This is a genomic window from Arthrobacter oryzae, from assembly GCF_037911235.1.
Lineage (GTDB): Bacteria > Actinomycetota > Actinomycetes > Actinomycetales > Micrococcaceae > Arthrobacter > Arthrobacter oryzae_E.
Window position 1 is genome coordinate 1 of record NZ_JBBLYW010000055.1, and the last position, 22,258, is coordinate 22,258.

Annotated in this window: 21 protein-coding genes and 1 tRNA gene; 12 read left to right on the plus strand and 10 right to left on the minus strand. The window is 65.8% G+C overall.

The features are described 5' to 3' along the window. The 3 genes from WMN78_RS15820 to WMN78_RS15830 all read left to right on the plus strand — a co-directional run. On the plus strand, nucleotides 1-278 hold a 278-nt coding region (locus tag WMN78_RS15820), incomplete at its 5' end, for a GNAT family N-acetyltransferase (RefSeq protein ID WP_425341162.1). A gap of 20 nt (nucleotides 279-298) precedes the next feature. Then, nucleotides 299-372 (plus strand) — tRNA-Leu (locus tag WMN78_RS15825). Between the two features lie 255 nt (nucleotides 373-627). After that, on the plus strand, nucleotides 628-1,977 hold the full coding sequence (locus WMN78_RS15830; protein WP_340534684.1) for an ABC transporter substrate-binding protein: 1,350 nt from the start codon (nucleotides 628-630) through the stop codon (nucleotides 1,975-1,977). 170 nt (nucleotides 1,978-2,147) lie between these two features. On the opposite strand, the gene WMN78_RS15835 is transcribed toward WMN78_RS15830, so the two are convergent. From WMN78_RS15835 to WMN78_RS15850, 4 genes are read right to left on the minus strand one after another with little or no spacing between them, the layout of a single operon-like run. Beyond that, nucleotides 2,148-2,918 (minus strand): ABC transporter ATP-binding protein, encoded by a 771-nt coding sequence (locus WMN78_RS15835; protein ID WP_340534685.1) that lies wholly within the window; start codon nucleotides 2,916-2,918, stop codon nucleotides 2,148-2,150. Then, the gene (locus WMN78_RS15840; RefSeq protein ID WP_340534686.1) at nucleotides 2,915-3,964 is read right to left on the minus strand and encodes an ABC transporter ATP-binding protein; all 1,050 of its coding nucleotides are present in this window, start codon (nucleotides 3,962-3,964) and stop codon (nucleotides 2,915-2,917) included. The genes WMN78_RS15835 and WMN78_RS15840 overlap by 4 nt, the downstream gene beginning before the upstream one ends. Beyond that, nucleotides 3,961-4,929, minus strand: a complete 969-nt coding sequence (locus WMN78_RS15845) for a branched-chain amino acid ABC transporter permease (protein WP_340534687.1) — start codon at nucleotides 4,927-4,929, stop codon at nucleotides 3,961-3,963. Before WMN78_RS15845 ends, WMN78_RS15840 begins: the two co-directional genes overlap by 4 nt. A gap of 9 nt (nucleotides 4,930-4,938) precedes the next feature. Continuing rightward, entirely contained in the window at nucleotides 4,939-6,222 is a 1,284-nt protein-coding gene (locus tag WMN78_RS15850) for a branched-chain amino acid ABC transporter permease (protein WP_340534688.1), read from the minus strand. Between the two features lie 505 nt (nucleotides 6,223-6,727). Between WMN78_RS15850 and WMN78_RS15855 the strand changes: the two genes are divergently transcribed. Then, nucleotides 6,728-7,669, plus strand: coding sequence for a Bax inhibitor-1/YccA family protein (locus tag WMN78_RS15855; RefSeq protein ID WP_340534689.1), 942 nt, complete (start codon nucleotides 6,728-6,730; stop codon nucleotides 7,667-7,669). 100 nt (nucleotides 7,670-7,769) lie between these two features. Here the strand turns inward: WMN78_RS15855 and WMN78_RS15860 are convergent, their stop codons facing one another. From WMN78_RS15860 to galT, 3 genes are read right to left on the minus strand one after another with little or no spacing between them, the layout of a single operon-like run. Then, nucleotides 7,770-9,008: an acetyl-CoA C-acetyltransferase gene (locus WMN78_RS15860; RefSeq protein WP_340534690.1), complete on the minus strand. Its 1,239-nt coding sequence runs from the start codon at nucleotides 9,006-9,008 to the stop codon at nucleotides 7,770-7,772. A gap of 20 nt (nucleotides 9,009-9,028) precedes the next feature. Beyond that, on the minus strand, nucleotides 9,029-10,204 hold the full coding sequence (gene galK, locus WMN78_RS15865) for a galactokinase (RefSeq protein ID WP_340534691.1): 1,176 nt from the start codon (nucleotides 10,202-10,204) through the stop codon (nucleotides 9,029-9,031). Then, nucleotides 10,201-11,391, minus strand: coding sequence for a galactose-1-phosphate uridylyltransferase (galT, locus tag WMN78_RS15870; protein WP_340534692.1), 1,191 nt, complete (start codon nucleotides 11,389-11,391; stop codon nucleotides 10,201-10,203). The genes galK and galT overlap by 4 nt, the downstream gene beginning before the upstream one ends. Before the next feature lie 181 nt (nucleotides 11,392-11,572). Between galT and WMN78_RS15875 the strand changes: the two genes are divergently transcribed. The 4 genes from WMN78_RS15875 to WMN78_RS15890 are packed head-to-tail and all read left to right on the plus strand — an operon-like array spanning nucleotide 11,573 to nucleotide 15,895. Next, nucleotides 11,573-12,586, plus strand: a complete 1,014-nt coding sequence (locus tag WMN78_RS15875; RefSeq protein WP_340534693.1) for an aldose 1-epimerase family protein — start codon at nucleotides 11,573-11,575, stop codon at nucleotides 12,584-12,586. 46 nt (nucleotides 12,587-12,632) lie between these two features. After that, nucleotides 12,633-14,039 carry an AI-2E family transporter gene (locus WMN78_RS15880; protein WP_340534694.1) on the plus strand — a complete coding sequence of 469 codons (1,407 nt, stop codon included), beginning with the start codon at nucleotides 12,633-12,635 and terminating at the stop codon, nucleotides 14,037-14,039. 3 nt (nucleotides 14,040-14,042) lie between these two features. Next, nucleotides 14,043-15,281, plus strand: a complete 1,239-nt coding sequence (gene ilvA / locus WMN78_RS15885; protein WP_305940165.1) for a threonine ammonia-lyase — start codon at nucleotides 14,043-14,045, stop codon at nucleotides 15,279-15,281. Nucleotides 15,282-15,286: 5 nt separating this feature from the next. Next, nucleotides 15,287-15,895, plus strand: coding sequence for a rhomboid family intramembrane serine protease (locus WMN78_RS15890; RefSeq protein ID WP_340534695.1), 609 nt, complete (start codon nucleotides 15,287-15,289; stop codon nucleotides 15,893-15,895). 96 nt (nucleotides 15,896-15,991) lie between these two features. Here the strand turns inward: WMN78_RS15890 and greA are convergent, their stop codons facing one another. Beyond that, nucleotides 15,992-16,486, minus strand: a complete 495-nt coding sequence (gene greA / locus WMN78_RS15895; protein WP_340534696.1) for a transcription elongation factor GreA — start codon at nucleotides 16,484-16,486, stop codon at nucleotides 15,992-15,994. Nucleotides 16,487-16,688: 202 nt separating this feature from the next. Further along, nucleotides 16,689-17,147 (minus strand): DUF4307 domain-containing protein, encoded by a 459-nt coding sequence (locus tag WMN78_RS15900; RefSeq protein WP_340534697.1) that lies wholly within the window; start codon nucleotides 17,145-17,147, stop codon nucleotides 16,689-16,691. A gap of 94 nt (nucleotides 17,148-17,241) precedes the next feature. Between WMN78_RS15900 and mca the strand changes: the two genes are divergently transcribed. From mca to WMN78_RS15920, 4 genes are all read left to right on the plus strand, one after another. Beyond that, nucleotides 17,242-18,147, plus strand: a complete 906-nt coding sequence (mca, locus tag WMN78_RS15905) for a mycothiol conjugate amidase Mca (RefSeq protein WP_340534698.1) — start codon at nucleotides 17,242-17,244, stop codon at nucleotides 18,145-18,147. Nucleotides 18,148-18,229: 82 nt separating this feature from the next. After that, nucleotides 18,230-18,619 (plus strand): hypothetical protein, encoded by a 390-nt coding sequence (locus WMN78_RS15910; protein WP_340534699.1) that lies wholly within the window; start codon nucleotides 18,230-18,232, stop codon nucleotides 18,617-18,619. Further along, the gene (locus WMN78_RS15915) at nucleotides 18,597-20,861 is read left to right on the plus strand and encodes a thioredoxin domain-containing protein (RefSeq protein WP_340534708.1); all 2,265 of its coding nucleotides are present in this window, start codon (nucleotides 18,597-18,599) and stop codon (nucleotides 20,859-20,861) included. Before WMN78_RS15910 ends, WMN78_RS15915 begins: the two co-directional genes overlap by 23 nt. Then, nucleotides 20,858-21,553, plus strand: a complete 696-nt coding sequence (locus WMN78_RS15920) for an HAD family hydrolase (protein WP_340534700.1) — start codon at nucleotides 20,858-20,860, stop codon at nucleotides 21,551-21,553. Before WMN78_RS15915 ends, WMN78_RS15920 begins: the two co-directional genes overlap by 4 nt. Here WMN78_RS15920 and trhA read toward each other — a convergent pair. Continuing rightward, nucleotides 21,550-22,221 (minus strand): PAQR family membrane homeostasis protein TrhA, encoded by a 672-nt coding sequence (gene trhA, locus WMN78_RS15925; RefSeq protein ID WP_340534709.1) that lies wholly within the window; start codon nucleotides 22,219-22,221, stop codon nucleotides 21,550-21,552. The genes WMN78_RS15920 and trhA overlap by 4 nt on opposite strands. Nucleotides 22,222-22,258 lie beyond the last annotated feature (37 nt).

The window sequence follows — 22,258 nt, forward strand, 5'->3', positions numbered from 1 at the left end:
GTCCCATCAGCGTCGTGCCGCGGCTGCAGCGGCACGGCATCGGCTCCGCCCTGATGCAGGAAACGGTCGTGCGGGCGAACGCCGCGGGGGAACGGGGCATCGCCCTGCTCGGTGGCCCGGAATACTACTCCCGTTTCGGGTTCGTGCCCTCGGTTTCCCTGGGTATCGAACCGCCGCAGGCCGAGTGGGGGGACCTCTTCCAACTGCTCCCGCTCGCTGTCTGGCCGGGAGGCATCCACGGCACGTTTCGGTACGCCGGGCCCTTCGAGCGGCTCTGACGGGATACCATTGACCGGGCGCCCCAGTAGCCCAATTGGCAGAGGCAGCGGACTTAAAATCCGCGTGTTGTGGGTTCGAGTCCCACCTGGGGTACTTTTCGCGCAGTCGTCCTCCGAAAACGCCTGGCCTTTAGCCGCCGCGCAGTACGTCAAGCTGCCCCTTCTCCGGCCGGCTCTTCCCGCGTGTCTCCGCCTTTCGCCGTGGTTTCCCATATGCAACGACTGTTATAAGGATGTGACCATAGTCACTTATGTTCGCCGGGAAATTGCACTAGCTTGAATCTAAATCAGGAACACCTGGTAATTCGCATCAAAGGCCGTTCGCACCTTTCGATCGAGGAGACTCTCAATGATTTCACTCCCCCAGGCGGCGCCGCGAGTCGCTAAGCTGACAGCGCTTAGCATCGGCGTCGCCCTACTGGCTACGGCTTGTGGCGGCTCGACCACCCCGAGTTCGACAGGCTCAACCACTCCCGCTGCATCCGGAATTGCCTGCCCGGCGCCGAGCGCCACGGGCAGTGCTACCACCGGAGCGGGCGCAGGCGGTACGGTTCCGGCCTCGACCACCACAACCGACACGCCGCTCAAGATTGGATCGCTCCTGCCGACAACGGGGTCGCTGGCGTTCCTCGGCCCGCCCGAAATTGCCGGTGTCAACCTTGGCATCAAGGAAGTCAATGACGCAGGCGGCGTACTCGGCAAGCCCGTTGAGGTGATCCATCGTGACTCCGGTGACACCAAGACGGACATCGCCACCCAGTCCACCACCGCACTGCTTGGCAGCGGCGTTAGCGCCATCATCGGCGCTGCTTCCTCCGGCGTTTCCAAAACAGTCATCAACCAGATCACCGGCGCCGGCGTCATCCAGTTCTCGCCTGCGAACACGTCTCCTGACTTCACTACTTGGGATGACAAGGGCCTGTACTGGCGTACGGCTCCTTCGGATGTGCTGCAGGGCAAGGTCCTCGGAAACTACATGGCTACCTGCGGCGCCCAGACCGTCGGCATGATCGTCCTGAATGACGCTTATGGCACGGGCCTGGCAAAGAACGTCAAGTCTGCGTTCGAGGCCGCCGGTGGCAAGGTGGTTGCCGAGGAGCTCTTCAACGAAGGCGACTCGCAGTTCAGCAGCCAGGTGGACAAGGTCATCGCGGCCAAGCCTGACGCCATTGCCCTGATCACCTTTGACCAGGCCAAGAGCATCGTCCCGCTGATGACCGGCAAGGGCATCAAGGCAACCCAGATGTTCCTGGTGGACGGCAACACGTCGGACTACAGCAAGGACTTCCAGGCGGGCACGCTGAAGGGCGCCCAGGGCACCATCCCGGGCACGTTCGCCAAGGACGACTTCAAGAAGAAGCTGCTGGCCATTGACCCGGCCCTGAAGGACTACAGCTACGCTGGCGAGTCCTACGATGCAGTCAACCTGGTTGCACTGGCAGCCGAGGCCGCGAAGAGCACCAAGGGCACGGACGTCGCCAAGCAGCTGAAGGCAGTATCCGAAGCCGGCGAGAAGTGCACGGACTTCCCGTCCTGCGTGACGCTGCTCCGCAACGGCAAGGACATCGACTACGACGGCCAGTCCGGTCCGGTGTCCTTCTCGGAGGCAGGCGACCCGACGGAAGCCTACATCGGCATCTACGAGTACCAGGATGACAACACCTACAAGCCGTCCAAGGAAGAATTCGGCAAGCTGTAAAGCCGCTTCACCTGGATAGCACGAAAGCCCCCGTCCGCCGGACGGGGGCTTTCTGTTGCCGCGCAGGCGCCGAGCAAGGCCCTGCGGAGGAGCCCGGAGGGACGGGACCCCCACCATGCAGAAGGGCCGCCACCGGACGGTGACGGCCCCTCTGCAGCTCGTAGCGGCGCTTAGACGTCGTCCGCCAGCGTGCCGAGGTACAGCTGGATCACCTTGGGGTCCTTCATCAGCTCGCGGCCGGTGCCTGTGTACGCATCCTTGCCCTGGTCGAGCACGTAGGCGCGGTCGCAGATTTGCAGGCAACGGCGGGCGTTCTGCTCCACCATGATCACTGAGACGCCGGCCCGGTTGATCTCGTGGACCCGCAGGAAGGTCTCATCCTGTTTGACGGGAGAGAGGCCTGCCGACGGCTCATCGAGCAGCAGGACGGCGGGCTCCATCATCAGGGCACGTCCCATCGCCACCATCTGGCGTTCCCCGCCGGACAGTGAACCGGCCCGCTGGGCGCGGCGCTTGCCGAGCTCAGGGAAGAGGCTCGTGACGAAGTCAAACCGTTTGGCGAAATCCTTGGGCCGCTGGAACATGCCCATCTGCATGTTCTCCTCAATGGTCAGCGTGGAGAACACGTTGTTGTTCTGCGGGACGAAGCCCACGCCCTTGGACACCAGCTTGTTGGCCTTGAGGCCGGTGATGTCCTGCCCTCGGACCACCACGGAGCCCGAATGCACTTTCACCAGGCCGAACATCGCCTTCAACAGCGTGGACTTGCCGGCGCCGTTGGGGCCGATGATACCGATCAGTTCGCCCTTGCGGGCTTCGATGCTGCAGCCGTTGAGGATGTTGACGCCGGGGATGTAGCCGGCCACCAGGTCGGTGACCTTGACCACTGATTGATCGGAAGCGGCTGGGGTGGCGGCCGCAGCCGCGCTGGTGGCGCTCATTCTGTGTCCTTCTTCCTGGTTTCAGGCGCGTTTGCGCCAGCAGCAGACCCGGAGTCAACGACGTCGACGGCGATGATGCCGGCGTTCTCGGTGCCCACGATGGACTCCTCGTCGGCCACGAGTTCGGCAGCCAGTTCCTTGATGCCTTCAGCGTCGCCCAGATCCACGTCGTGGTGGGCGCCCAGGTAGGCGTCAATCACGGCGGGGTTCTTCATGACTTCGACCGGCGGGCCTTCGGCGACGATCTTGCCTTCGGCCATCACCACAACCCAGTCGGCGATGTGGCGGACCATGTTCATGTCGTGCTCCACGAAGAGCACAGTCATGCCCTCCGCCTTGAGGTTCTTGATGTGGTCCAGGAGGGACTGTGTCAGTGCCGGGTTGACGCCGGCCATGGGTTCATCCAGCATCACGAGCTTGGGCCTGACCATCAGCGACCGCGCCATCTCAAGGAGCTTGCGCTGGCCGCCGGACAGCGACGCCGCGTAGTCGTCCTTCTTCGCGTCCAGTTTGAACTTCTCCAGGAGGATGTTTGCCTGGGCCGTAATCTCCTTTTCACGGCCGCCCCACATGCCCTTGAACAGCGCCTTGGAGAGCCGCTCGCCGGGCTGCTCCGACCCGCCCAGCCGCATGTTTTCCATGACGGTCAGTTTGCCCATCACCTTGGTCAGCTGGAACGTGCGGACCATGCCCATCCGTGCCACCTTGTAGGGGGAGACGCCGGCGAGGCTGTTGCCTTCAAACTGCCACTTGCCGGAGTTCGGGGTGTCGAAGCCGGTCAGCAGGTTGAACAGGGTGGTCTTGCCGGCACCGTTGGGTCCGATCAGCGCTGTGATCTTGTGCCGGGGGATCTCCAGGTACGCGACGTCGACGGCGTTGATGCCGCCGAAGCTGCGGGTTACGTTTTCGGCGACGACGATCGGGTCCCGCTTCTTGCAGCCGGGAGCTGTTTCGCCGGCTGCGATCGGCCGGGTGTCCGTCATGTAGTCGATATTTTCGGTATTCTGGGTGCCTTTTGATGTCGGCACATTGCGTTGTTCACTCATGCGAACGCCAACTCCTTCTTGTTACCGAAGACGCCCTGGGGCCGGAAGATCATGAGCAGCATCAGGGCCACACCCACGAGGATGTAGCGCAGCTGCCCTGCCTGGACCGTGTTCAGCCATGTCACGGCCCCGGATTCGATCAAACCGTAGAGAATGCCCTGGGTGAGCGAAAGCACCACCCAGAAGATCATGGCGCCCACGACCGGGCCGAGTACCGTCCCGAGACCGCCCAGGAGCAGGCACGTGTACAGGAAGAACGTCAGCTCGGTGCCGTAGTTGGCCGGCTGGACTGCACCGCGGGGAAGCGTGAAGATCATCCCGGCCAGGGCGCCGAGGACGCCGCCGATGACCAGTGCCTGCATCTTGTAGGCGTAAACGTTCTTGCCCAGCGAGCGGACGGCGTTCTCGTCCTCGCGGATGCCTTTGAGGACGCGTCCCCACGGGCTGCGCATCAGGAGCCACACGAGGGTGCAGCAGATGATGACGAGTCCCCAGCCCACAACACGGATGAAGAAGTCCCTGTTGTTCATGCCGAGATATGACCCCTCGGGGAACGGGTTCATGGAGTAGAACCCGCCTTCGAAGGCGGCCAGGCCGTTGGCCGAGCCCGTCACGGACGTCAGCTGGTTGGTGGTGACGATGTAGCGGACGATTTCCGCCGCAGCGATCGTCACGATGGCCAGGTAGTCGGCGCGCAGGCGCAGGGTGGGAATACCCAGCAGCAGCGCGAAGATCGCCGAGCAGATGACAGCGATGAGGAGGCCGACAAAGAACGGCACGCCGAAGGTCAGCGTGGAAATGGCGAAGCCGTAGGCGCCCACGGCCATGAAGCCCGCCTGCCCGAAGTTCAGCAGGCCGGAGTAGCCGAAGTGAACGGCGAGGCCGAGCGCGGCCAGCGCGTACGCCGCCGTCGTCGGGCTGAACAGTTCACCGGCAGCGCTGGAAAAAATGAATCCCAAGTCCATGGCTGTCTCCTAACCCACGCGCTCGCGACGGCCCAGGATGCCCTGCGGCCGGAACAAGAGGACAACAATCATGATGAACAGTGCTCCCACATATTTGAGGTCGGCGGCGAGGCCGAACACGGTGGTCAGCTCCACGAAGACGCCGACGATGATGGATCCGATCAGGGCACCGAATACCGTGCCCAGGCCGCCCAGGGTCACACCCGCGAAGATGAGCAGCAGGATCTGTGAACCCATGTCGAACGTGACTCCGGGCCGGTAGTAGGCCCAAAGGATGCCGCCGAGGGAGGCGAGCATGCCGCCCGCCACCCAGACAATGCGGATGACATTGTCGACGTCGATGCCGGAGGCGGCCGCGAGGGCGGGGTTGTCGGCCACTGCACGGGTCGCCTTGCCCAAACGGGTCTTCAGAAGGATGATGCCGATCAGTGCGATCACGATGGCACTGATGACGAGCGACCACAGGTTATTGGGCGAGATAGACACCGGCCCGATCTGGATTTCGGAGCTCTGGGCGTACGGCAGCTGCTGGGTGGATCCGCCGAAGTAGAACTGGATGACATAGCGGACAGCCAGGGCGAGGCCGATACTGACAATCATCATGGGGACCAGGCCCGTGCCGCGGCGGCGCAACGGCTTCCACAGGCCGGCATCCTGGACGTAACCGAAGAGGCCGCCGCCCAGCAGGGCAAGGACCACAGCCAGCCAGAACGGAAGGCTCATGGCATTGAAGGCGAAGACCAGCACCGCGCCGAACGTGACCATTTCGCCGTGGGCAAAGTTGGTGAGGCCCGTGGTTCCAAAGATCAGGGACAGTCCGACCGAGGCCAGGGCCAGCAGCAGGCCGAAGCTCAGGCCGGCCACGAGCCTGTTGAGCAGGTTCTGGCCGAAGTCCTGTTGCTGGACCACAATGCCTTTGCCGAAGGCGAAGATCACTGAGAGGTTGGACGTCTGGCTAAAGGTGACGGTGCGCGGATTTTCCTGACCGTCGGCGAGCTTGATGCCTTCGGGGAGGGTGGACTCGTCCAGCTCCACTTCATAGGTGCCCTGGACCGGGACTCCGATGGTCCATGAGCCGTTGGCGCCTGATTTTGCGGTCCCGGTGAAATCGCCGCTTTTGGCGGTGATCGTAACGTCAGCGATTGGTGCACGTGCATCGTCACGAAGGAAGCCGCTGATGCTGTTCTGGAACTGCTGGTTCGACGGGGATGGTGTCGGTGAGGGGGTAGTGGCCTGCGATGCCGGGGCAACGACGAGGAGAATTGCCACGACGGCGGCAAAGACAGCCCCCAACGCCTTAAGCAATCTGCCGCGTCGTCTGTGCGACAGGCCTCTCAGTGTGTTTCTCAAAATGAAAACCTCCACATGGGGGTGGACTGGGTTGCGCCTTTACAACCACTGCGAACGGTGCGGGGGACGTTGTCGTGGCGCCAGGTACGCGGCAATTAGCCGAATACTTTGTGATGTCAGTCACCCCGCTTGGGCTTATGTTACAGCCAGCCGGGGCCAAAGAAGCCTCGTGCAGGCACGCCTAAGATAGCGATCGGATAACGACCGTGAAGCTCAGCCTCAGGATTAATGCAGTTCTCCTAAAGAAAACTTTTGTTGATTCAACGTATTCCTAAACAGTCGCGGCGGGACCGGCGGCTGTGGCATCCGTCACGCCGGACGTCGGCCATGTCACGGTTGGGTTTCGGCTGGCTGCGGAAGGGAACTATCCCTGCCGCCCGTACGTGGAAATTGGTACCTTGAACTATAAGGATCACCACCCACCCCCTTTATTTGGAGGACACCCGCAATGGCACTTGGCGGAAACCCGATCTTCAACGGAAAGAATTTCCGTGGAGCCACCCAGGCACCGCCTGTTCCGCAGGCTCAGTACGGCCAGAACCCCTACGGCCAGCCGCAGTACGGGCAGAACCCGTACGGCCAGGCTCCGGGTCGCGCCCCCGGCCAGGTCATGGACGCACAGGGCGGCTGGATGGCCCAGCAGCAGAACATGACCCATGACCAGCTGCAGCAGATGTACAACCAGCCGGCAGCCGGCCCGGCCGAAACCGGGCGGATGACCTTTGACGACGTCATCATCAAGACCGCGGCCTGCCTCGGCGTGCTGATGGCCGGTGCTGCCGTCACGCTCTTCGTGAGCATGCCGCTGGCGTCCCTGCTGATGATCGTCGGCGCGCTGGGCGGCTTCGTGCTGGCCCTCGTCAACACGTTCAAGAAGCAGCCGTCGCCGGCCCTGATTCTTGCCTACGCGGGGTTGGAAGGACTCTTCCTGGGCGGCCTGACGCGCGTCCTCGACGGCCTTTACCCGGGTGTTGGCCTGCAGGCCGTGATCGGCACGCTGTCCGTCTTCGGTGTCACCCTGCTGCTCTTCAAGAGCGGCAAGGTCCGTGCCACACCCAAGGCCATGCGGTTCTTCATGATCGCGATTATCGGCTACGCGGTCTTCTCGCTGGTCAACATGGTGATGATGTTGACGGGTCTGCAGAACGAAATGTTCGGCCTGCGCAGCGTCGAGATCTTCGGCATCCCGCTCGGAGTCTTCATCGGCCTGCTGGCCATCGGCCTCGCTGCCTTCTCCCTGATCATGGACTTCACCAGCATCGAGGAAGGCGTCCGTAACGGAGCTCCGGAGCGGTTCTCCTGGACCGCCGCGTTCGGCCTCACCGTCACCCTGGTCTGGCTGTACGTGGAGATCATCCGCCTCCTGGCAATCCTCCGCGGCGACGACTAGCACCCAAGCCGGCGCCCGCCGTCGTGCTCCAACGCCGCGCCCCGGCTGAGAACGGGCCCCGCCACACGGCGGGGCCCGTTCTGTTAAGCCGGGCGGCTCGTCAGCTGAGCCGCTCGTAAACCACTGCCATGCCCTGGCCGCCGCCGACGCACAGGGTCGCGAGCCCCAGGGACCCGTCGAGCTCCCTCAGTCCGTTCAGCAGCGTGGTGGTCATCCGCGCCCCGGTCATGCCGAACGGATGCCCCAGGGCGATCGCCCCGCCGTGGACGTTGAGCCTTGCGGGGTCGATGCCGAGTTCGCGGGCACTGGCCACCACCTGCACGGCGAACGCCTCGTTGAGCTCCACGAGGTCGATGTCTCCTATGGCCAGGCCGGCCCGTGCCAACGCCCGGCGGGTCGCCTCGACCGGGCCCATGCCCATCAGTTCGGGGGAGAGCGCGCTGACACCCGTGGATACAATCCGCGCCAGCGGCTCCAGCCCGAGTTCACGGGCACGGTCTTCACTCATCACCACCACTGCGGCGGCGCCGTCGTTCAGCGGGCATGCGTTGCCGGCCGTCACCGTCCCCTCGCTGCGGAAGACGGGCTGGAGCGCAGCCACTCCTTCCAGGGTGACACCGGCACGCGGAGAGTCGTCCCGGTCCACCACGGTGCCGTCCCGGCGCGTGTAGGGCGTGATGTCCCGGGCAAAGAATCCCGAGGCCGTGGCTGCTTCAGCACGGTTCTGGCTGAGGACAGCCCACTCGTCCTGGTCGGCCCGGCTTATCCCGTAGGTGGTGGCCACGTTTTCCGCGGTCTGGCCCATGGCGATGTAGATGTCCGGCATCCGCCCGCCCAGCCGGGGGTCCGTCCAGGGTGTGTTGGACGCGGCCCGGGCCTCGGTCCGCCGCCCGGCCGCGTCGAACAGCGGATTGTGGGTGCCTGCATCGGTTTCCCCGGCACCGGTCCACTTGGGGTACCGCGACACGGACTCGACGCCGGCAGCCACGAACGCGTCCCCTTCGCCTGCCTTGATGGCGTGGAACGCCATGCGGATGGTCTGGAGGCTGGAGGCGCAGAACCTGTTGATGGTGGCGCCGGGTACGTTGTCCAGTCCGGCCAGGATGGTGACCACCCTGGCCATGTTGGAACCGGCTTCGCCGCTCGGTTCGGCGCACCCCAGGTAGAGGTCGTCCAGGCCCGGGCCGTGTTCTCCGCGGGGATCGAAGGAGGGGATCTTCCCGAGGGCGGCCGTGACCATCGCGGTGGCAAGGTCGTCCGGCCGTTCGTCCCTCAAGGACCCCTTGAAGGCGCGTCCGATCGGGCTTCTGGCAGTGGAAACAATGACAGCTTCTGGCATGCGCCCAGCCTACGCCCGAGCTATGCCAGCCGCATCGCCCCGGCCGCAGGGGTAACGGTGAAGATGTCCGGCTTCCGGTAGCCGGCGCGGGAGAAAGCCTGCTCGACGGCGGTGCGAACCTGCTGCTCGGCGGTTACCGGCGTCAGTGCGATCGCAGCGCCGCCAAAACCGCCGCCTGTCATGCGCGCGCCGATGGCTCCGCTGGCCCGGGAGGTGTCGACGGCCAGGTCCAGTTCGGGGCACGAAATCTCGAAGTCGTCACGCATGGAACGGTGGCTGGCATCGAGGAGGGGGCCGATGGCGCCCGGTCCGGCGGAGCCGAGGCGTTCCACGGTCTGCAGGACGCGGTCGTTCTCGGTGACAACGTGGCGGACCCGGCGGAACGTGACCTCGTCCAGGAGGCCGCTGGCTTCGTCCAGGTCCTCCACGCCTACGTCGCGGAGCGCCTTGACGCCGAGTACTTCGGCACCGAGCTCGCATGAGGCGCGGCGGGATGCATAGCCGCCGTCGGCGTGTGAGTGGGAAACTTTAGTGTCGATCACCAGCAGGACCAGGCCCGCCGGCTCTGTTTCGAAGGGGACGAGACGGACGCTCTGGTCCCGGCAGTCGAGGAAGACGGCGTGGCCCTTGGCGCCACGCAGGGAGGCTGACTGGTCCATGATACCGGTGGGAGCGCCCACGAAGTCGTTCTCGGCGCGCTGGGTGGCCAGGACCATCTCCTCCGCTTCCAGGCCCGCGCCGGTCAGCTCGTTCAGGGCGGAGATGACGGCGCACTCGATGGCATGGGACGAGGAGAGCCCCGCACCGAGTGGCACGTTGGAGTCCAGCAGCAGGTCAAGGCCTGGCACCGCAATGCCCCGCTCCTGCAGGGCCCAGATGACGCCGAGAGGGTATTTGGTCCAGCCCTTGGCCTGTGGACCGGATAGGGAGGAGGTGTCCGCCGTCGTCAGTCCCTGGTCGCCATATGTGGACAGCAGCCGGAGGGTCGAGTCCTGGCGGACCCGGACAGCCACGCGGGCCGTCCTGTCGATGGCGAACGGGAGCACGAAGCCGTCGTTGTAGTCGGTGTGCTCGCCGATCAGGTTCACGCGGCCGGGTGCCTGCCAGACGCCGTCCGGGGCGGAACCGAAGGCGTCCCGGAACCGTGCCTCAAGGTCACTGCTGCTCAGGTCGCCGTTGCTGAGTGGGGCGATCATGCGTGTGCGCCTTCCGGGATGGGCTTGAGGGATGATGCGGGAACCGTGACTGCGCGCAGCCGCTCCGCCACGAGTTCCGGGGTGGTGTCGTTGATGAAAGCACCCATGGCCGCTTCGGAACCGGCCAGGTACTTGAGCTTATCCTCCGCCCTGCGGGGGGAAGTCAGCTGGAGGTGGAGGTAGCCGGCGGGCCGCAGCAGATCATCGAGCGGGGCCTGGTGCCAGGCCGAAATGTAGGGGGTGGGCGTCGGATAGAGGGCGTCGAGCCTTTTGAGCAGGTCAAGGTACACGTGCGCGAGTTCGTCCTTCTCTGCGCCGGTGAGCGCCGCCAGGTCCGGCACCTGGCGGTGCGGGACCAGGTGCACTTCCAGTGGCCAGCGGGCCGCGAACGGCACGTAGGCGCTGAAGTTTTCGCCTTCAAGGACCATGCGGCTGCCGTCTTCGCGTTCCGACCGCAGCAAGGAGCCGGTCAGCGTCTGACGGCCGTCGCCGTCGTCGTAGAATTTCCGGGCGGCGGCCCCCATCACTGCCGCGCGGGGCGTCACGTACGGGTACGCGTAAATCTGGCCGTGCGGGTGGTGGAGCGTGACGCCGATGTCCGCCCCGCGGTTTTCGAACGGGAAGACCTGCCGGATGCCGGGCAGCGCGTTGAGGGCGCCTGTGCGGTGCGCCCAGGCCTCGACGACGGTGCGGGCCCGGGTTTCGCTCAGCCCGCTGAACGAGCCGGTGTGCTCGGGGGTGAAGGACACCACTTCGCACCGGCCATAGGCCGTGCCCGTTGTTCCCCAGCCGGCATTATCGGGAACCGGACCGAGCGCCGGTCCGAGCGACGGGAAACGGTTCTCGAACACGACGACGTCATAGTCGGGTGCCGGGATCTCGGAAGGGTTTGCGGGGGTCGTCGGGCAGATGGGGCACTGGTCCGCCGGAGGCAGGTGGGTGCGGCTCTGTCGGTGCGCAGCCACGGCCACCCATTCGCCTGTGAGGGCATCGAACCTCACCTCGCCCGGTTCGCTCCTTGCCGGCAGTTCTCGGAGATCGGGGGTGTCCTCGGGCCGGCGCGTGGTCCCTGCTGCCGGAGCGTGATCTGCCGGAGCGTGATCTGCCGGAGCGTGATCTGCCGGAGCGTCATCGAAGTAAAGCAGCTCCCGGCCATCGGCAAGGTTGGTGCTGGTGATGTGTGTCATGCGTCTTGTCCTTTACGAGCGGCCGCCATCGGAGCCCCGCCCTCGACAGGCGCGGCAGCAGGCATTTCAATTCTCCCACAAAACGATCAAAAAGAAATAGTTTCGAACAAAAGATAACAACACCCCGTTGCCCGGTCCTGTCCGGAGGAGGCGGCGGACCCGAACAGGTACGGTTGTGCCCATGACTCCGAGCGCACCTCATTCCGGCCGAGGCGATATCGCCGGCACAGGCGAAACCGCAGCCGACTCCGCAAGCGGCACCACTGGCGCTGGCGAAACCGCAAGCGCGCCCCGCCGCTACGCCTCCGGCCGGCAGTACGAACTCCGCCGCGGTGATGCCCTGGCCGTGGTCACGGAGTTGGCCGCGGGACTTCGGCTCTATTCCCGGGGCGGGGTCCAACTGACGGAAACATACGGAGACGGTGACATTCCCCCCGGTGCCACCGGAATCACGCTGGCGCCCTGGGCGAACCGGGTTGAAGACGGAGTCTGGCACCTGGACGGCAAGAAGCAGCAGCTGGACATCACCGAAGTTTCGCGAAACAACGCCAGCCACGGCCTGCTGCGGAACGCTTCCTACGAGCTGGTGGACGAATCCGAATTTTCGGTGACCCTGGAGGCGCCAATCTTCCCGCAGCACGGATACCCCTTCCTTTTGCGGCACCGCGTCCAGTACGTTCTGGCCGAGGATCTCGGGCTCGTGGTCCGCCAGACACTGCTCAACGATTCAGAGGCGTCCGCCCCCTTCGTCCTCGGGTCCCATCCCTACCTCAGGCTGGGCGACGTGCCCGCCTCGGATCTGGTCCTTACCGTGGGCGCCGCCCGCCGGCTGGTGGCCGATGACCGGCTCATACCCCGCAGTTCGGAGCCGGTCAGCGGCGGGACGGATCTACGGACGGGCCGGACCGTGGCGGAACTGGATATCGACGTCGCGTTTACGGACCTGGCGTTCGACGGCGGCGCGGCCCGCCAGACGCTGCAGGCGTCGGACGGCCGCAGCGTGAGCCTTTGGCAGGACGAAAGCTGCGCCTACGTCCACGTCTTCGTCACGGATCAGTACCCCGGCAGGGCAAAAGCCGTTGCCATCGAACCCATGACCGGCCCGGCCAATGCGTTCAACAGCGGTGACGGCCTGCGCTGGCTGCCGGCAGGGGAGTCGTTCACCATCACATGGGGTATCAGCGCTTCGCTGTAGTCTGCAGCGGTTTCCCATCGGGGCGCCGCTGGGGAAGTATTAGGCTATGACGCCAGCTGAGGACGCCGCACCAAACCAGAGCCCGGATGCCCGCAACGGTGCTGCCCTGCCCCACACGGCCGGGGCCCTGCCCAATTCCGTGCCCGGGTCCCTGCCGGATTCACTGCACGGGACGGCTGCCCCTGCGGCCCCGTTGCGGGTGGTGACTGACCGCGAACTGGACCAGGACATTCCCTACGGCGTGCGGATTGCTGCCTCGTGGGCTTGGCGGCTCGGGCTGATCCTGCTGGTCATTGCCGCGCTTGTCTGGCTGCTGAGCAAGATCAGCTTCCTGATCATCCCCGTCATGGTGGCAGCCTTGCTGGCGGGTCTGCTGAGCCCCATTACACGCTGGCTCAGGGCCCGGCGCGTGTCCAACGGCGGCGCGGTGGCCATCACCGTGCTGGGTTTCATCGGCCTCATCGGCGGCTCCCTGGCGCTCGTGGGCCGGCAGCTGGTTGCGGGCTTTAGTGAACTCTGGAGCGAGGCGCTGGCCGGAATCCAGAAGATCCAGGGCTGGCTGGCGGAAGGCCCGCTCCACCTCACAGCGGCCCAGATCGACCAGTACCTGAAGGAAGCTACGGATGCGCTGCAGAACAACAGCAGCAGCATCCTGAGCGGCGCCCTCTCCTTCGGAAGCACCGCGGGGCATTTCGCCGCAGGACTCATCCTCGCGTTGTTTGTGCTGATCTTCTTCCTCCTCGAAGGCGACCGGATCTGGGCGTTCCTGGTCCGGCTCCTGCCCAGGAACGCACGCGCTGCCACGTTCGGTGCCGGACGCAAGGGCTGGGCTTCCATGGTCAGCTACGCCCGCATCCAGATGTTCGTGGCCTTTGTGGACGCCGTGGGAATCGGCGTGGGCGCCGCCATCATCGGGGTTCCACTGGCGCTGCCCTTGGGTGTGCTGGTGTTCATCGGCTCCTTCATCCCCATTGTCGGCGCCCTGGTCACCGGCGCTGTGGCTGTGCTTCTGGCCCTCGTGGCCAACGGCTGGGTCAACGCGCTCATCATGCTGGGGATCGTTCTACTGGTCCAGCAACTGGAAAGCCACATCCTGCAGCCCCTCGTTATGGGCAAGGCGGTGGCCCTGCACCCGGTGGCCGTTATTTTGTCCGTGGCGGCCGGTTCCTACCTGGCCGGCATCCCCGGCGCACTCTTCTCGGTGCCCATCCTTGCCGTAGCAAACTCGGCGATTCGATATATTGCTGCCAGAACGTGGGAACATGAAGGAGTGCTGGCGGCGGCAACCCCGGGTGCAACCGGGGATTTCGGAGCCAGCCAAGACAACACCTTCAAGGATGTCTACCTTCCCGGTGCGACTCCGGGCCGCGGCAAGGGCGCCGCACAGTCAACGGGAACTCCCGCCGGACATGCCGGCCCGGACGCCCCAGCCGAATTTCCCAAAGGAGACTAGTTCGTGAAAACCCTCAATAGCCTGCCCGTCACGTTGGACAATGTCCTGGAGGCGCAGAAGCTGCTTGAAGGGATTATTACGCGGACCCCGGTGGAATCCTCCCGGGCATTGGGCAGCATGGTGGGCGGCGACGTCTACTTCAAGTGCGAAAACCTGCAGCGGGCCGGCTCATTCAAGGTACGCGGCGCCTACGTCCGCATGGCAAAGCTTTCCGCCGAGGAGAAAAAGCGCGGCGTGGTGGCAGCGTCAGCCGGAAACCACGCCCAGGGCGTCGCCGTCGCAGCCAAGAGCCTGGGCATCAAGGCCCGCATCTACATGCCGCTGGGCGTGGCCCTGCCGAAGCTGGCCGCCACACGCAGCCACGGCGCCGAAGTGGTCCTGCACGGGCACAACGTGGACGAAGCCCTTGCCGAAGCCCAGCGCTACGCTGATGAGACCGGCGCCGTTTTTGTCCACCCGTTCGACAACGTGGACGTCGTGGCCGGACAGGGCACGGTGGGGCTGGAAATCCTGGAACAGATCCCCAACGTGGACACCATCCTGATGGGAGTCGGCGGCGGAGGCCTGCTGGCCGGCGTGGCGGTGGCAGTGAAGGCGAGGGCCAGGGAGCTGGGCCGGGACATCCGGATCATCGGCGTCCAGGCCGAAAACGCCGCTGCCTACCCGCCGTCGCTCGCTGCGGATGCCCTGGTGCCGTTGAAGAAGGTCTCCACCATGGCCGACGGCATCGCCGTGGGCCGCCCCGGCCAACTGCCGTTCAGCATCATCCGCGAACTGGTGGACGACGTCGTGACGGTCAGCGAGGACTCGCTCGCCCGTGCGCTGATCTTCCTGCTGGAACGCGCCAAGATGGTGGTGGAGCCGGCGGGTGCCGTAGGTGTCGCCGCCCTGATGGACGGCAAGATCGAAAATCCCGGCACCACGGCCGTGATCCTCTCCGGCGGCAACATTGACCCGATGCTGATGCTCAAGGTGATCCAGCGCGGTCTTTCCGCCGCCGGCCGTTACATGACGGTCCGCATGATGCTGGACGACCGGCCCGGTTCGCTGGCCACGATCGCCCGGATCATCGCAGAGAACGATGCCAACGTCACAGGCCTGGACCACACCCGGGTGGGCGGCTCCATCAGCATGGGCGACGTCTCCATCACTGTCAACCTCGAGACCAAGGGCCACGAGCACTGCGAGCAGGTCCTCGGCGCGCTCCGTGCCGAGGGTTTCCAGCCGATCGTGGTGCACTAGGGGCCATGGTGCTGGATGCCCAGGGGGGCCGGCCGCGGACAAGGCATACGCCTGCCGCCCGCGCGCAGGGCGGGCTCCTCGTCACGGGGCTGTTCGTCGTCCTCCTGTTTGCGATCGAGTTCATCAATGCCGCCACGTTCCATGCACTGAACTGGACATTCGGCCTCCGCCCGCGCAGCGCCGACGGACTGCTGGACATCCTCTCGTTCCCGCTGTTTCATGCCAACCTCGGCCATGTGGTGTCCAACGCGTTGCCGCTGATCATCTTCGGCTTCCTCGTTTTCATGTCCGGGCTCAGGGTCTTCGTCACCGCAGTGGCCTTCAGCTGGATCGGCTCGGGCGTGCTGGTTTGGCTGATCGGCGGCTGGGGAATCACGGTGGGCGCTTCCGGCCTGGTCTTCGGACTCTTTGCCTTCCTACTGGTCCGCGGGTTCTTCAACCGCAGCTGGTGGCAGATAGCGCTGTCAATGGTCCTGTTCCTCAGCTACGGCGGCATCCTGTTCGGTATTCTTCCGGGCGTGGCGGGATTTGTTTCCTGGCAGGCGCACCTGGGCGGTGCGCTGGGCGGCGTCGCCGCCGCGGTGCTGCTGAGGCCGCGGCTTCAGCGGGGCTGAACTAACCACGGCACAACGCACGACGCCGGCCGTCCCCGCGGAGGGGAGGGCCGGCGTCGTGCGTTAAGGCTTTGCCGTGGTTGAGGAGCTGTGCTCCTAGCCTGCGTACGGCTTGGCGGAGAGGATCTCCACCGTGATGTCCTTGCCGTTCGGGGCGGTGTAGCTGAGCTTGTCGCCCTCCTTGTGGCCCACGATTGCAGCGCCGAGGGGGGACTTTTCGCTGAAGACGTCAAGGTCCGAGTCACCCGCAATCTCGCGGGAACCGAGGAGGAAGGTCTCCTCGTCGCCGGCGATCCGGGCGACGACGATCATTCCGGGCTCGACGATACCGTCGTCGGCCGGGGACTCGCCCACGTGGGCGTCGCGGAGCAGGACAGTCAGCTGGCGGATGCGGGCCTCGATCTTGCCCTGTTCCTCTTTGGCGGCGTGGTATCCGCCGTTTTCCTTGAGGTCGCCTTCCTGGCGGGCAGCTTCGATCTTCTGGACGATTTCCGCCCGGCCGGCGCCGGAGAGGTGGTCCAGCTCTGCCTTCAGGCGATCAAAAGCTTCCTGGGTAAGCCAAGCTGCAGTTGCGCTGTTGGTGGTAGACACGGACTACTCCTTTTTCGTGGTCAAACAAGTTTGTGGTCAAACAAGTAAAGACCCCGCCACGGTGGCCACTTGTGGAACTCAGTAACCAGCTCAGCGGGGTAGAAGGTATTGGTCCATTGTAGTCAATGCGCTGGACAAACCAAAGAAGGCCTGCGGTGTGGGTCACATGCCGGCTGCCGGAAGCAGGGGAAAATGCGGCCCGTTACTTGTCCTCGTCCGGGATCCAGCAGCTGTCCACGACCCCGGAAACCGAGAGTGATTCCGTGCGAACCACTGCCCGGTGGGCGGTGGTGCGGCCGCCGTCGGCCGTGGCGTCGGCAGGGTTCGGGCCGATATCAACCACTTTCCAGCCGACCACCGCGAACTTCTCATCGAGGGCCTTGACCGCGCATTTGGCGCCAGTGCCGGGCTCCTTGGTGACCTGGAAATCGATCTCCGCCTGGGTGGCGTCCGTGGTGCTGTAGCCGATGTCCTTGAAGGACACGGTCTCGGTGTTCAAGGAGGTGGAGATCCACGCCATGAAGCCGATTCCGGCGGCGAGTGCGGCGATTCCGATGTTGCGCTTGGCCTTGTGCGAGAGGGCACGCTTTTGGCCCCCGTAACGATTGGCTAGGGTGGTAGTTGCCGGCGCCGAAGTGGCTGGCTGATCCTCGGAAGTCACCGTTCCAGTTTAGTGTGGATCCGAACGGGATATTTCCGCGTCCCCGTAGCCCTGTACCGCACCCCCAACATTCGAAGAAAGTGAGCCGTTTCAGATGACAGCGTCCGCAAGCCAGTCACAACCGCTCCGCCTGCTGGCCGTCCACGCTCACCCTGACGACGAATCGAGCAAGGGCGCAGCCACTATGGCCATGTACGCCGCGGCCGGGGTTGACGTCATGGTGGCCACCTGCACGGACGGATCGCGGGGCGACATCCAGAATCCCGCCATGGAAAACGATCCGCATCCCAAGCGGGACATGGCCGGTGCGCGCCGCCTCGAAATGAACAACGCCGCCCGGGTTCTGGGAATCCGCCAGCGCTGGCTCGGGTTCGTGGACTCCGGACTGCCCGAAGGCGATCCCCTCCCGCCGCTGCCGCCGGGTTCCTTCGCCCTCCAGCCGCTGGAGGTGGCTGCGGCTCCGCTGGTGAGGCTGGTGCGTGATTTCAAGCCGCAGGTCATCCTGAGCTACGACGAAAACGGCGGTTATCCGCATCCGGACCACATCATGGCCCACCGCGTGGCAGTGGAGGCCTTCGAGGCCGCAGGCGATCCGGAAAAGTACCAGGGTATCGGGGAGCCGTGGGCACCCAGCAAGCTGTACTACGACCGCGCCTTCAGCCCTGAGCGGTTCCGCGCACTGCACTTTGCGCTCGAAGAGGCCGGCCTGCAATCGCCCTACGCCGAGCGCCTGGCAGCCTGGCTCGAGGCTGATGCCGAGGGCCACACGCCGCCCCCTCCGACGCACGCCACCACCACCCAGGTGGACTGCGGGGACTATTTCGAAGCCCGGGACGATGCGCTCCGCGCCCACCGCACCCAGGTGGATCCGCTGGGATTCTTCTTCGCGGTGTCTCCGGACATGCAGCGCCGGGCCTGGCCCTGGGAGGACTACTCCCTGATCCAGACGCGGGTGCCGTCGGAACTGCCGGAAAAGGATCTCTTCGCCGGGCTAAGATAGAGGCAGGCTCAGTTCTATGCTTTGTAGAAATCATGCCCTGTAGAAATCGGGGCCCGCAAAACGCTTCACAGAAGGTCTAACCGTGCATCACTTGCTCATCGCCCTCGCGACAACCCCGGCACCCAGCCCCACGCCGTCGTTGCGCCCGGGCCTCTCCGAAGACCAGGTGACTCCGGGCATGTGGGGCTTCATCATGACCGCGTTCTTCGTGCTGGCCACCACGCTGCTGATCGTTGACATGGTGCGCCGCATCCGCCGGGTCCGCTACCGCGCCCAGGTGGAGGAAGAGCGCCTGGCCGCACTGGCTGCCGGAGCGCAGGACATGGAGGTGCCCGGCAACGGCGGTCCGGGCTCTCAAGATGTAGGCACGCAGGCTCCGGGCACGAGCCAGCCGGGCACCCACAGCGGCCCGCAGGGCGGCGCCGATCTGCGGACAGAGCACGACGGTGATGAAGGCCGCGGACAGCGCTAACGGCGCAGCCGGCAACGGCGGGACAGGCGGAGCCTGGCCCGGTGCAGCCAATGCCCTGGCCGGTGAACCGTCCGCCTACCTGAGGCAGCATGCGGACAATCCGGTCCATTGGCGGCCCTTCGGCGATGAAGCCTTCGACTTCGCCGCGCAGCGGGACGTTCCCGTGTTCCTGTCCATCGGCTACGCCGCTTGCCACTGGTGCCACGTGATGGCCCATGAATCGTTCGAGGACCAGGCAACGGCGGACTTCCTGAACGCCAACTTCGTTGCAATCAAGGTGGACAGGGAAGAGCGCCCGGACGTGGACGCCGTCTACATGGCCGCAACACAGGCGATCAGCGGCGAAGGCGGCTGGCCCATGTCCGTCTTCCTGACCCCCGATGGACGCGCCTTCCACGCCGGAACCTACTTTCCGCCCCGGCCCATGCCCGGCCGGCCTTCCTTCCGCCAGGTTCTCGAAGCAGTCCGCGAGGCATGGCTGGAACGGCGCGAGGGTGTCGAACACAACGCCGATACCCTGGCCCGCGGGATGGCTGAAACGCAGCTGGCCGCCGCCGTTCAACTGACCGGCCCGCCTGACCCTGTGGATGCCGGACTGCTCGCCGACGCGGTCCGCGTCCTGGCCCGTTCAGAAGACCCGCACGACGGCGGATTCGGCACCGCGCCGAAATTCCCGCCGTCGCCCGTGCTGGAATTCCTCATCCGGCACGCCGCCGTGGCGTCGGACACTGCCGGGGCGGCCAGGGAGATGGCCGGCCGGACGCTGGCAGCGATGTCCCGGTCGGCGCTGTTCGACCAGCTGGACGGCGGCTTTGCCCGGTACTCGGTGACGCGTGACTGGTCCGTGCCGCACTTTGAAAAGATGCTCTACGACAATGCCCAGCTGTTGCGCGACTATGTCCACTGGGTCCGGCTCGGCGGCGATGCCGTGTATACGGCAGGGGAGGCCGCGGACGTCGCATCACGCACCGCGGACTGGATGATCGCGTCGCTGGGGCTGTCCGGCCCAGGGGACATGGCAGGACAGGCGGAGGCGTTCGCCTCGTCCTTGGATGCGGACACGGTGGTGGACGGCAAGCACCTCGAGGGCGCCAGCTACCTCTGGACGCCCGAAGAACTGCTGGACATCCTGGGACCGGATGACGGCCCTGTTGTGGCGCGGCTGATGAATGTCCGTGCGGCGGGCACCGTGACGCAGGCGGCGTCGCCGCTGCATCCGGGCCGCCTGCTCGACGACGCCGAGCGGCGCCTGTGGGACCGGGTCCGGCCGCGTCTGCGGGCTGCGCGCTCACGGCGCCCGCAGCCCGCCAGGGACGACAAAGTGGTGGCCGGCTGGAACGGGCTGGCGATCGCCGCGCTGGCGGAGGCAGGGGCCGTCCTGGACCGGCCGGACCTCGTCGCCGCGGCGGGGCGTGCGGCGGCCTACCTGGAGCGGGTCCACTGGCAGGCAGGCACGAGAGAACAACTCGCAGGGCAACGAGGCGCCGGGGAACACGGCGCGGGACCCGGCACCCTGGTGCGGGTGTCGCATGCCGGCCGGGCCAGGGGGATCGGCGGCCTGCTCGAAGACTACGCGTTCTGCGCGGACGGGCTCCTGGCCCTTTACGGCGCAACAGGCAGTGACCGCTGGTACCGGCTCGCGGAGGACATCCTGCGGGCCGCCTGCCTGCGGTTCGCAGCGGACGGAACCCTGGTGGATACCGCCGGTGAGTCATCCCAGGTGTTCAACGCCCAGGGGCAGCGGGCCGGCCTGGAACCTTTCGACAACGCCACGCCCAGCGGTGCGGCCGCGTTCGCCGGCGCCCTGCTGGGCTATGCGGCGCTGTCCGGTTCCGCCGACCACCGGATCATGGCCGGCAACGTTCTCTCGCTGCTGCCGCCGCTGGCTACGCGTGCGCCCCGGGCGGCAGGCTGGCTCCTGGCCACGGCGCAGGCTGCGCTGGCAGGCCCCGTGGAGGCCGCCGTCGTCGGGCCTGACGGTCCGGCACGGGCGGAACTCCACCACGCGCTGCTCCTGTCGGCCAGCCCGGGACTGGTCATCGCGGTGGCGTCCGACGCCGGTATGTCCGCCGGTATGTCCGCCGGTGTTGGCGCGGGTGCCGCGGCCGTGCCGCTGCTGGAAGGCAGGACGGCGGCGGCTGACGGCTCGCCACAGGTTTATCTGTGCCGCGGGATGGTGTGCGAGCGGCCGGTGGGTTCCGTGGCTGAACTGCTGGAGCGACTGGCTACGATGGCCGGATGACTTCCGTGCCGCACCCTGTGTCGGGGGCCCTCCGGGCCCCGCACGCCTTTGAGCTGGCCATCTTTGACTGTGACGGCGTCCTGGTCGATTCCGAGTCCATTGCCATCAGGGTTGACCAGCGGGTCCTCGCGGACCTTGGCTGGGAGCTTGGCCTTGAGGAGATCGTGGAAAGCTTCGTGGGTAAGTCCGAGGAGCACTTCGTTGCCGAGATTGAGCGGCACCTTGGCATCAGGCTGGATGCGGACTGGGAAGAGAAGTACCAGCATTGGTACCGCACGGCCTTCGAGCGGGACCTGGTGGCGGTTGACGGCATCGGGGAGGCCTTGGCGGGGCTGCAGCTCCCGCACTGCGTGGCGTCCAGCGGCACCCATGCCAAGATGCAGCGGACCCTCGGGCAAACGGGCCTGCTGCCGCGGTTTGAGGGGCGGATCTTCAGTGCGTCGGAGGTTGCCCGCGGCAAGCCTGCGCCCGACCTGTTCCTCCACGCTGCCGGGAGCCTGGGTATCAAACCGGCCGGCTGCGCAGTGGTGGAGGACAGTGTCTTCGGTGTTCAGGCGGCCCGCGCGGCCGGCATGCACGTCTTCGCCTATGGCGGGGGAGTGACGCCGGCGGACAGGCTCGCGGGCCCGGGCACAACGGTGTTCGGGCACATGAACGAACTCCCGGACCTCATCGCTGCGGGCCGGCCTTAAGCACTCCTGCTGAGGACCGCAATGGCTATTGCAATGAAGTGCGCGGCGAAGGCGAACACGGTGAAGGCATGGAAGAGTTCGTGGAAGCCGAAGTGGTTGTAGCTGAAATTCGGCTTCTTGAGCGCATAGAACACGGCACCGGCTATGTAGAGTGCGCCGCCCACGCAGATCAGGACGGCGGAGGCGACGCTGGCGGCGAAAAAGTCCGGCAGGTAGAACAGCGCGCCGCAGCCCAGGGCAATGTAGATAGGCACGTAGAGCCAGCGGGGCGCGTGCGTCCAGAGCAGCCGGAAGAGCACGCCCAGAATGGCGCCGGACCAGATGACCCACAGCAGCACCACTGCCTTGGGCCGTTCCAGCAGCGCCCACGCGAGCGGCGTGTAGCTCCCCGCGATCACCAGCATGATGTTGGTGTGGTCGAGTCGCTTGAGCACGATCTTGACGCCGGGAGACCAGTTCCCGCGGTGGTACACGGCACTGATCCCGAACAGCAGCACTCCCGTCACGGCGTAGACCGTGGAAGCGATCTTCAGGTCGGTGTTGGGGGCCAACAGGATCAGGACCAGCCCCGCGGCGAAAGCCAGCGGTGCGGTGACGGTGTGGATCCAGCCGCGCCACTTGGGCTTGATCGTCAGCAGCTCCGCAATGCGGACTGCCGCTTCGTCCATCGGGCCTGACTTCCGGCCGCGGCCTGCCCCCGCGCCC

Bases quoted from the DNA above. Each gene is read 5' to 3' on its own strand.
- WMN78_RS15915 (WP_340534708.1), top strand. From the start codon at position 18,597: ATGAAGGCCGCGGACAGCGCTAACGGCGCAGCCGGCAACGGCGGGACA.
- mca (WP_340534698.1), top strand. From the start codon at position 17,242: ATGACAGCGTCCGCAAGCCAGTCACAACCGCTCCGCCTGCTGGCCGTC.
- galT (WP_340534692.1), bottom strand. From the start codon at position 11,391: ATGACACACATCACCAGCACCAACCTTGCCGATGGCCGGGAGCTGCTT.
- trhA (WP_340534709.1), bottom strand. From the start codon at position 22,221: ATGGACGAAGCGGCAGTCCGCATTGCGGAGCTGCTGACGATCAAGCCC.
- WMN78_RS15835 (WP_340534685.1), bottom strand. From the start codon at position 2,918: ATGAGCGCCACCAGCGCGGCTGCGGCCGCCACCCCAGCCGCTTCCGAT.
- galK (WP_340534691.1), bottom strand. From the start codon at position 10,204: ATGATCGCCCCACTCAGCAACGGCGACCTGAGCAGCAGTGACCTTGAG.
- WMN78_RS15890 (WP_340534695.1), top strand. From the start codon at position 15,287: ATGGTGCTGGATGCCCAGGGGGGCCGGCCGCGGACAAGGCATACGCCT.
- WMN78_RS15840 (WP_340534686.1), bottom strand. From the start codon at position 3,964: ATGAGTGAACAACGCAATGTGCCGACATCAAAAGGCACCCAGAATACC.
- WMN78_RS15845 (WP_340534687.1), bottom strand. From the start codon at position 4,929: ATGGACTTGGGATTCATTTTTTCCAGCGCTGCCGGTGAACTGTTCAGC.
- WMN78_RS15830 (WP_340534684.1), top strand. From the start codon at position 628: ATGATTTCACTCCCCCAGGCGGCGCCGCGAGTCGCTAAGCTGACAGCG.
- WMN78_RS15855 (WP_340534689.1), top strand. From the start codon at position 6,728: ATGGCACTTGGCGGAAACCCGATCTTCAACGGAAAGAATTTCCGTGGA.
- WMN78_RS15875 (WP_340534693.1), top strand. From the start codon at position 11,573: ATGACTCCGAGCGCACCTCATTCCGGCCGAGGCGATATCGCCGGCACA.
- WMN78_RS15860 (WP_340534690.1), bottom strand. From the start codon at position 9,008: ATGCCAGAAGCTGTCATTGTTTCCACTGCCAGAAGCCCGATCGGACGC.
- WMN78_RS15880 (WP_340534694.1), top strand. From the start codon at position 12,633: ATGACGCCAGCTGAGGACGCCGCACCAAACCAGAGCCCGGATGCCCGC.
- WMN78_RS15920 (WP_340534700.1), top strand. From the start codon at position 20,858: ATGACTTCCGTGCCGCACCCTGTGTCGGGGGCCCTCCGGGCCCCGCAC.